The following is a 7,805-nucleotide window of genomic DNA, read 5'->3' as shown; positions in this document are numbered from 1 at the left end:
TGAATTACCTCTGTTTTGCGAATAATCCCTTTGTTGCTGCGCTCTTTGTGGAGCAGCTTCTCCAGCTGAATTACCTCTGTTTTGCGAATAATCCCTTTGTTGCTGCGCTCTTTGTGGAGCAGCTTCTCCAGTTGAATTACCTCTGTTTTGCGAATAATCCCTTTGTTGCTGCGCTCTTTGTGGAGCAGCTTCTCCAGCTGAATTACCTCTGTTTTGCGAATAATCCCTTTGTTGCTGCGCTCTTTGTGGAGCAGCTTCTCCAGCTGAATTACCTCTGTTTTGAGAATAATCCCTTTGTTGCTGCGCTCTTTGTGGAGCAGCCTCTCCAGCTGAATTACCTCTGTTTTGAGAATAATCTCTTTGTTGCTGAGCTCTTTGTGGAGCAGCTTCTCCAGATGAATTACCTCTGTTTTGAGAATAATCTCTTTGTTGCTGTGCTCTTTGTGGAGCAGCTTCCCCAGCTGAATTACCTCTATTCTGAGAATAATCTCTTTGTTGTTGTGTTCTTTGTGGCGCCGATTCTCTAGAAGGATTCGTTCTGCTTTGAGAATAGTCTCTTTGTTGCTGTGTTCTTTGTGGTGCTGATTCTCTAGAAGAATTCGTTCTGTTTTGAGAATAATCTCTTTGATTACCTATTCTTTGTGAATTGGTTCTGTTTTGATAACCATTTTCATTTCTAGAACCAACATTTCTCGATCCTCTTCTTTGATCTAATTCATAACGATTAGTTACTTGAGAATTTCTTCTTGAAAAAGCATAATTTGGGTACTGTCTTTCATATCCATTTGAACGTCTGGTACTGTATAATCCAATGGCAATACTACTTCTTCTTGAGGTAACATAATTGTAATTGTTGTTTACATTCAAGCAAATATTGATGTTGTTTCTATATCTGAAAATAGGGAATGGATTCCAAGCATAATAGTAAGAAGGATAGTAACCCCAATTCCAAGTTGAATAATACGGACGGTAGTTAGAAGCCCAAAAAGAAGCATATATAAGCGGTGTATTGTAATACACAGGTTCGTAAATGTAATTTTGACCATACATGTACACATCTCCTACAACTTGAACATGGATATTGTTGTATCTGTCTTTCTCAACATCGATTGTCGCGACATCTTGATATACATCTTGATCAATAACGGATTGAATGATAATCACGTGAGTTCTATTTTCTACGGATTCAATTACTCGTAAATAATCAACTTCGTTATCATTATTCAAATCTAAATTTGATATTTGAAGTTGTGGGTCGTTTAACCGTCTTTCAAAATCTTGAAGATCTCTTGAATCTCCAAAAATTGATGCAACTGCGCGTAAATCTAAATTATCACTAATTTCATTATTCATTGCATTTACTGTAGTTCTATCTTGCGCATGTATTTGTGTGGCGAAAACAGAAGTCAAAAGACTTAACAGAAGTATTTTAGTTTTCATAATTAATAGTATTAAGTTTAATATTTTTTCATTATCCAATTACTGTGCCAATAAATTTAGAGGCCATTAGTATTAACATTTTTTAATTGTAAATTAGCTTTTAAAAATTATATAAAATGAAAAAAAATATTTTGATTGTATTGGTTTTTAATGTTTTATATATTGAAAAATAAGTAGTTATGTTAGTAAATATCCTAATGATATCGGTTTTCAGTCTGTTCAAATTGATACATTGTTTCAAGATAAAGTCAATATTAGAGCCATTCTAATTGATGCAAATAAAATTTGGTATGCTGCGGATAATTCCAGCTTTGGTTTTTATGATTTGCAAAAAAATAAAAAAAGGAAAGCCATATTAGGAATGATAGTTTGAAGTTCGAAGCATTGCACAAACATCTTCAGTAATTTTTATACTTAACGTTTCAAATCCGGTTTTATTATATAAAATTTCTAAAGATGGCTTAGAAACAAAATTGGTTTATCAGGAAAGCCACGAAAAAGTATTTTATGATAGTATGCAATTTTGGAACGATACAGAGGGAATAGCATTGGAAATCCAATAACCAATTGTCTTTCAATATAACAACACGCGATGGTGACAATTCGTGGAATAAAATATGATAAATTACCCAAAATAATTGATGGTGAGGCAGCTTTTGTGGCATGCAATACTAATATTGTTATCAAAGGAAATAAGACTTGGATTGTTACAGGCGGAAAAAAAGCCAGAGTTTTTTATTCATCCGATAAAGGAAAAATTTAGGAAGTACATGATACGCCTATAGTTCAAGGAAAAACGATGACTGGGATTTTTACAGCTCATTTTTATGATTCCCAAAAAGGATTTATAACAGGAGGGAATTATGAGTTACCGAATCAAAATTTCTCAAACAAAGCATCAACTGGTAACGGAGGAAAAACATGGAAACTACAAGCAGAAAATCAAGGTTTTGGTTACGCTTCCTGCGTGTAATATGTTCAAAATAGTAGTGAAGAGAATTAGTTTTGGTGAGTGCATCTGGAGTGTATTGTTCATCGAATAGTGGCAATTCATGGAGGCAATTATCTACAGATTCCAGTCTTTTTACAATCCGATTTTTAGATAAGCACTGCTGTCGCAGCTGGCAAAAATAAAAGGTTTCACTTAAATTTTAAAAAATAAAACACCTTAACTAATGAATAAACATTAAGTAAGGTGTTTAGTTGAATTAACACAATTTAAATACTATTTTCTAGGACCTTTATCTCTGTATTGCTGCAATAATTTTCTATTGAAATCCTCTTCAGATTTTCTCAGTTTTATGATTTTAATTGCTGGAATGACTGTTTTGAGATTTGCTGTGAATTTTTTTCGTAATAAAAATAATTCTTCTTCATTACTTTCCATTTGAGCAAGAAAAGTACCAGCTTCTTTTTCTGACATTTTATCTAAGCCTCCATCATTTATCCTTCTCTTCAAAGTTTTCATTTTTTGATGTCTCAATTCAAATTGTTTGTCATCAAATGTGTTATAGAGTGGCCAAAATTTTTCAGCTTCACTAGTCGTTAAATCTAATTCGGTGGTCAGGAAAGCTACTTTTAAAGCCTTGATTTGTTCTTTTTTTTCTTTCATTTTTTCGACTTGCGCGTAAAAATTGAAAGAGAAAAGTAGCAGTAGTATCGGTAAAAGTTTCTTAATGTTCATTGTTGTATTTTTAAGTTCAATTTCAGTATTAAAGGGTGTTGTTTTATTCTATCATAAGATTTTCAGCATTGGAATTCACAGATAATAAATCTTCAACTATCTTATCTTCAATCACTACGGTAGTTTTTATTTTGTTAATGTCTTCGGAGTCTAGCTCACTTATCAAATCGTATTGATTCATATTAGATTGATAGGTTAGATAATTTTCTAAAGTAGTGGAGTCTAATTCCTTTGTTTTTGTTGTATGGGTATTTACAATAGGTATCATCAACGCAATTACTAAAATTGCAGCTGCCATCATTAGTACTATTTTCCTTTTTTGAAAAATAGAAATTACTTTCGGTTCCTCTTTTGGTAATTGTTGTAAAACTTTTACCGAAAAATTTTCAAAGTAATTATCTGGGGTTTTAAATCCAGATTCAATTTTTGGTTCGTTTTCTAATTTAAATGCTTTCATGATTCATTAGACTTAATTAATTACAAAAGGTTTAATTTGCCGTTACAAAGGCTTCTATTTTTTTTACGGCATGGTGATAAGAGGCTTTCAAAGCACCGACTGATGTTCCTAATATTTCTGATATTTCTTCATATTTTAATTCTTCAAAATACTTCATTTTGAAAACTAATCCTTGTTTTTCGGGTAAAACGGCAATGGCTTTTTGTAATTTTATTTGAATTTCATTTCCGTCAAAAAACACATCGGCTTTTAGATTATCAATGGTTTTGTTTTGTAATGTTTCAGATGAAATTCCGTTAATTTTTGCTTTTTGATTCAAAAAAGTTAACGCTTCATTAGTTGCAATGCGATACATCCAAGAAAAAAGTTTACTGTCGCCTTTGAAGTTTTTCAAATGTTGAAATACCTTTATAAAAGTATTTTGTAAAACATCGTCTGCATCATCATGGCTCAATACAATAGTACGAATGTGATTGTACAACGGTTTTTGATAATCTTGTAAGAGTTGTTGAAACGCTTGATTTTGCGTTTTAGGGTTCAATAGTTTTTGGATGAATTCCTTTTCCTCTTGCAAAGCTATTATTTATCAGTTAGAATGGAATTTATCAAATAGGTTTAATCTGTGATAAAAAAATATTTAAAATTCAGATTGTTCCTCTTCCTTTTTTGGAGCAGTTGTTTTTTTTATAACTGGTTCCGTTTTTATAGTTTGTTTCGCTACTGGTTTAGGTTTCGCAACGGGTTCTGTCTTTACAGCTTCTGTTGTTTTTGCAACAGGCTCAGTTGTTAGGACTTCATCTGCTTTTATGATTGCCGGTTTGTAAATTTTAATAGCTTCCACTTTTGATTTTATAGGATAATAAATTTCAGTAACCCATTTTGATGGATTTTTTATTTCGGTTTTACCCATCAAGGCAATTTCAAGATGTGAAAATGCCGCATCATGTGTTAAACGATTGGCATTAAGATACTGCGTTGTTTTACTCAAAGCTTTATCTTTATGGGAATAATCACCGGTTAGGATAGTTTTTACTGCCTCGAATGCTTCTAATTTTCCAGAATAAAGATCACTTCCTTCACTTGTGTAAATTTGATTTTTAATTGGCACACAAATAGAGATTTTAGTAAGTCCGTTTACTAAATCATAGGTATGATAGAGTATGAAAGGTTTTCCAGTAATTATAATGTTATTTTTTTTACAAAAAGTTATGATCTTTGGAGCAACAATTTTAAAATTCTTAGTAACATTGGTGATTTTACTGGTGAAAGTTTGATGTAAATAAAAAGTCTCCGATTTTTTTACCAAACCGTCTACTTTAACGGAATAGGTATTTATTTCATAATCTAAGGTTTTATCTAAGTTGGCTAAGCTCTTTTCATACATGCCACCTATAATTTTATCAACACCCCCATTAAATGCAGAATATATTTTGAAAAGGAAACTCATTTTTCCTTTTGTTTTCCAAGTTACTTTCGTTCCTCCTATAGTATCTTTGAAACTCCAGGAAACATCTGAAGAGGTTCCGTTGTAATTCATTTTTTGGGAAATACTATCGTTTTCCTTCACAAAAATTGTTTTCATATTCCCATTACCATCTTTGCCTTCCCAAGAATAAGATGCGCCTTTTCCAATTGTATTTTTGGGATAAGTTATTTTCATTTCAGGATCTTCTGTAGCCCAAGAGCCAAAATCTTGCCAATTTTTGTAATCATTTACATAATTAAAGACCGCCGGTTTTGGGGAATTAATGATTTTACTTCTTTCTACAGCAAAATCTCCCTTTTGCGTAGCAATAAAAATAGATAATGCAACTAAACTAAGTAATAATAAAAGAAATATATATTTTAAAATCCTCATGGTAATAGGCTGTTTTAACTTGTAAAGTTAGAAATTTTATTAATACTGTAAGTAACTATTAAAAAATTATAAAATTTGTTATTTCTATCCTCGGCAGTAGGAATGATTTTTTTTAAACTCAATTTCTATTTATTTAACTCAGAATCCAAAAAAATATTGGCTTGATATTGGAACTATTATTTTATTTGTTTCAAAATATCAACAATATAAGGAGTTGTTTTTATTATTTATTCAAAGAATGTGTACATTTGTTAAATAATATTTTTTTTAACCTCTAAATTATATTAATAATGAAATTACTTAAAATTGCTGGATTTTTCACGACTCTTGCGGTTTCTGTTATTTGTAATGCACAAGTAACAAAAAACATAGCAGTAAAAACTACTGAGAAAGCTCCTTTCGATTATGTTGTAGAACAATTTGCCGACATTAAAGTGTTGCGTTATCAAATTCATGACTGGAAAAATCTAACACTAAAAGAACAGAAATTAGTTTATTATTTGACTCAGGCAGGAACTTCAGGACGTGATATAATGTGGGACCAACATTATAAATACAATCTAAAAATCAGAAAAGCATTAGAGAATATTTATAAAAATTACAAAGGGGATAAAACTTCTGGAGACTGGAAAAATTTTGAAATATACCTTAAAAGAGTTTGGTTTTCCAATGGAATCCACCATCATTATTCCAGTGATAAAATTAAGCCAAGTTTCTCTGCAGACTATTTTTCGAGCTTGATGAAAGCGACTAAAACAGCTTTGTCACCTACAATTGCTGCTATTATTTTTAATGATGTTGATGCTAAAAGAGTTAATCTTGATGAATCAAAAGGCTTGTTAGAAGGGTCAGCCATTAACTTTTATGACAAGGGAATTTCATTAAAAGAAGCAGAAGATTTTTATGCTAAAAAAACAAGTCCCGATCCTAAGAAGCCTTATTCTCACGGTTTGAATTCTAAATTAGTTCGCGATGCTAAAGGGCAATTAACAGAAAAAGTTTGGAAAAGTGGCGGCATGTACGGTGCTGCGATTGATAAAATTACTTATTGGTTAGAAAAAGCAAAGGCTGTTGCCGAAAATAAAAAGCAAGCAGATGCTTTAGGATTACTGATTAGTTATTACAAAACGGGTAGTTTAAAAACTTGGGATGACTATAATATAGCTTGGTTAGATGCAACTGATGGTAATATTGATTATATCAATGGTTTTATCGAAGTGTACAATGATCCATTAGGGTACAGAGGTTCTTATGAGAGTATTACACAAATAAAAGATTTTGATATGTCGGCAAAAATGGAAGTAGTTTCCAAAAATGCCCAATGGTTTGAGGATAATTCACCATTAATGCCAGAACATAAAAAGAAAAATGTTGTTGGTGTTTCATATAAAACGGTTATTGTAGCTGGAGAATCGGGTGATGCTTCGCCCAGTACGCCTATTGGAGTAAATCTTCCAAATGCAGATTGGATTCGTGCAGAACATGGTTCGAAATCAGTTTCTTTAGGAAATATTATTGATTCGTATGCTAAAGCTGCCGGAAAGGGAAAATTAGAAGAATTTGCTAATGATGAACAAGAAATTGCTTTGGCAAAAAAATATGGCGAAATAGGGGATAAGATGCATACTGCTTTACACGAAGTGGTGGGACATGCTTCAGGACAAATTAATCCAGGTGTGGGAACTCCAAAAGAATCATTGAAAAGTTATGCTTCAACACTTGAAGAAGGAAGGGCAGATCTAGTGGGTTTGTATTATTTGTACAACCCTAAATTACAGGAATTAGGGTTAGTTGATGATTGGAAAAAACTCGGAATGGAGTCCTATGACAGTTACATCAGAAATGGATTAATGACTCAGTTAGTGCGTTTAGAACTGGGTGCGAATATAGAGGAAGCACACATGAGAAACCGTCAGTGGGTAAGTTCATGGGCTTTTGAAAAAGGAAAAAAAGACAATGTTATTGAGAAAATCACACGCAATGGAAAAACGTATTTCAATATTACTGATTATGAAAAGTTACACAATTTATTTGGGCAATTGTTAAGAGAGGTACAAAGAATCAAATCAGAAGGGGATTTTAATGCAGGAAAAGCATTAGTGGAAAATTATGGTGTGAAAGTCGATCAAAAACTGCACGCTGAAGTTTTAGATCGAAATAAACAATTTGCTTCGGCTGCTTATAGCGGTTTTGTAAATCCGGTATTGGTTCCAAAATTAGACAAAACGGGTAAAATTATTTCGATAGAAGTACAACAACCAAAAACATTTGCAGAACAAATGTTGAAATATTCTAAAAACTTTGGATTTTTACCTTTGGAAAATTAGAAGTGTAAATTTCAAAAAAAAAAATGCTCACATATAAAT

Annotated in this window: 8 protein-coding genes; 3 read left to right on the top strand and 5 right to left on the bottom strand. The window is 32.0% G+C overall.

All coding sequences use genetic code 11. The features are described from left to right. A partial coding sequence (locus ACNQGG_RS04565) for a hypothetical protein (RefSeq protein ID WP_417961850.1) occupies positions 1 to 1,440 on the bottom strand: 1,440 nt, incomplete at its 3' end. Between the two features lie 592 nt (positions 1,441 to 2,032). On the opposite strand from ACNQGG_RS04565, the gene ACNQGG_RS04560 reads away from it, so the two are divergent. Both ACNQGG_RS04560 and ACNQGG_RS04555 read left to right on the top strand, forming a co-directional pair. Further along, entirely contained in the window at positions 2,033 to 2,203 is a 171-nt protein-coding gene (locus tag ACNQGG_RS04560) for a hypothetical protein (protein WP_417961849.1), read from the top strand. 36 nt (positions 2,204 to 2,239) lie between these two features. After that, positions 2,240 to 2,413: a hypothetical protein gene (locus tag ACNQGG_RS04555; protein ID WP_417961848.1), complete on the top strand. Its 174-nt coding sequence runs from the start codon at positions 2,240 to 2,242 to the stop codon at positions 2,411 to 2,413. Between the two features lie 252 nt (positions 2,414 to 2,665). Here ACNQGG_RS04555 and ACNQGG_RS04550 read toward each other — a convergent pair whose 3' ends face one another. The 4 genes from ACNQGG_RS04550 to ACNQGG_RS04535 all read right to left on the bottom strand — a co-directional run bounded on the left by ACNQGG_RS04550 (position 2,666) and on the right by ACNQGG_RS04535 (position 5,439). Then, positions 2,666 to 3,124: a sensor of ECF-type sigma factor gene (locus ACNQGG_RS04550; protein ID WP_417961847.1), complete on the bottom strand. Its 459-nt coding sequence runs from the start codon at positions 3,122 to 3,124 to the stop codon at positions 2,666 to 2,668. A 43-nt stretch (positions 3,125 to 3,167) separates the two neighbouring features. Next, complete coding sequence (locus ACNQGG_RS04545) at positions 3,168 to 3,581, bottom strand: hypothetical protein (RefSeq protein ID WP_417961846.1); 414 nt, start codon at positions 3,579 to 3,581, stop codon at positions 3,168 to 3,170. Between the two features lie 31 nt (positions 3,582 to 3,612). After that, a complete protein-coding gene (locus ACNQGG_RS04540) occupies positions 3,613 to 4,155 on the bottom strand; it encodes an RNA polymerase sigma factor (RefSeq protein ID WP_417961845.1) in 543 nt (180 codons plus the stop codon). Between the two features lie 63 nt (positions 4,156 to 4,218). Further along, entirely contained in the window at positions 4,219 to 5,439 is a 1,221-nt protein-coding gene (locus ACNQGG_RS04535) for an SRPBCC family protein (RefSeq protein ID WP_417961844.1), read from the bottom strand. Between the two features lie 290 nt (positions 5,440 to 5,729). On the opposite strand from ACNQGG_RS04535, the gene ACNQGG_RS04530 reads away from it, so the two are divergent. Beyond that, a complete protein-coding gene (locus tag ACNQGG_RS04530) occupies positions 5,730 to 7,766 on the top strand; it encodes a dipeptidyl-peptidase 3 family protein (RefSeq protein WP_417961843.1) in 2,037 nt (678 codons plus the stop codon). Positions 7,767 to 7,805 lie beyond the last annotated feature (39 nt).

Origin of the sequence: Flavobacterium esculini, from assembly GCF_048284325.1 — a bacterium.
Classification (GTDB): domain Bacteria; phylum Bacteroidota; class Bacteroidia; order Flavobacteriales; family Flavobacteriaceae; genus Flavobacterium.
Note: the sequence above shows the minus strand (reverse complement) of the source record. Positions and strands in the feature narration are given on the sequence as shown.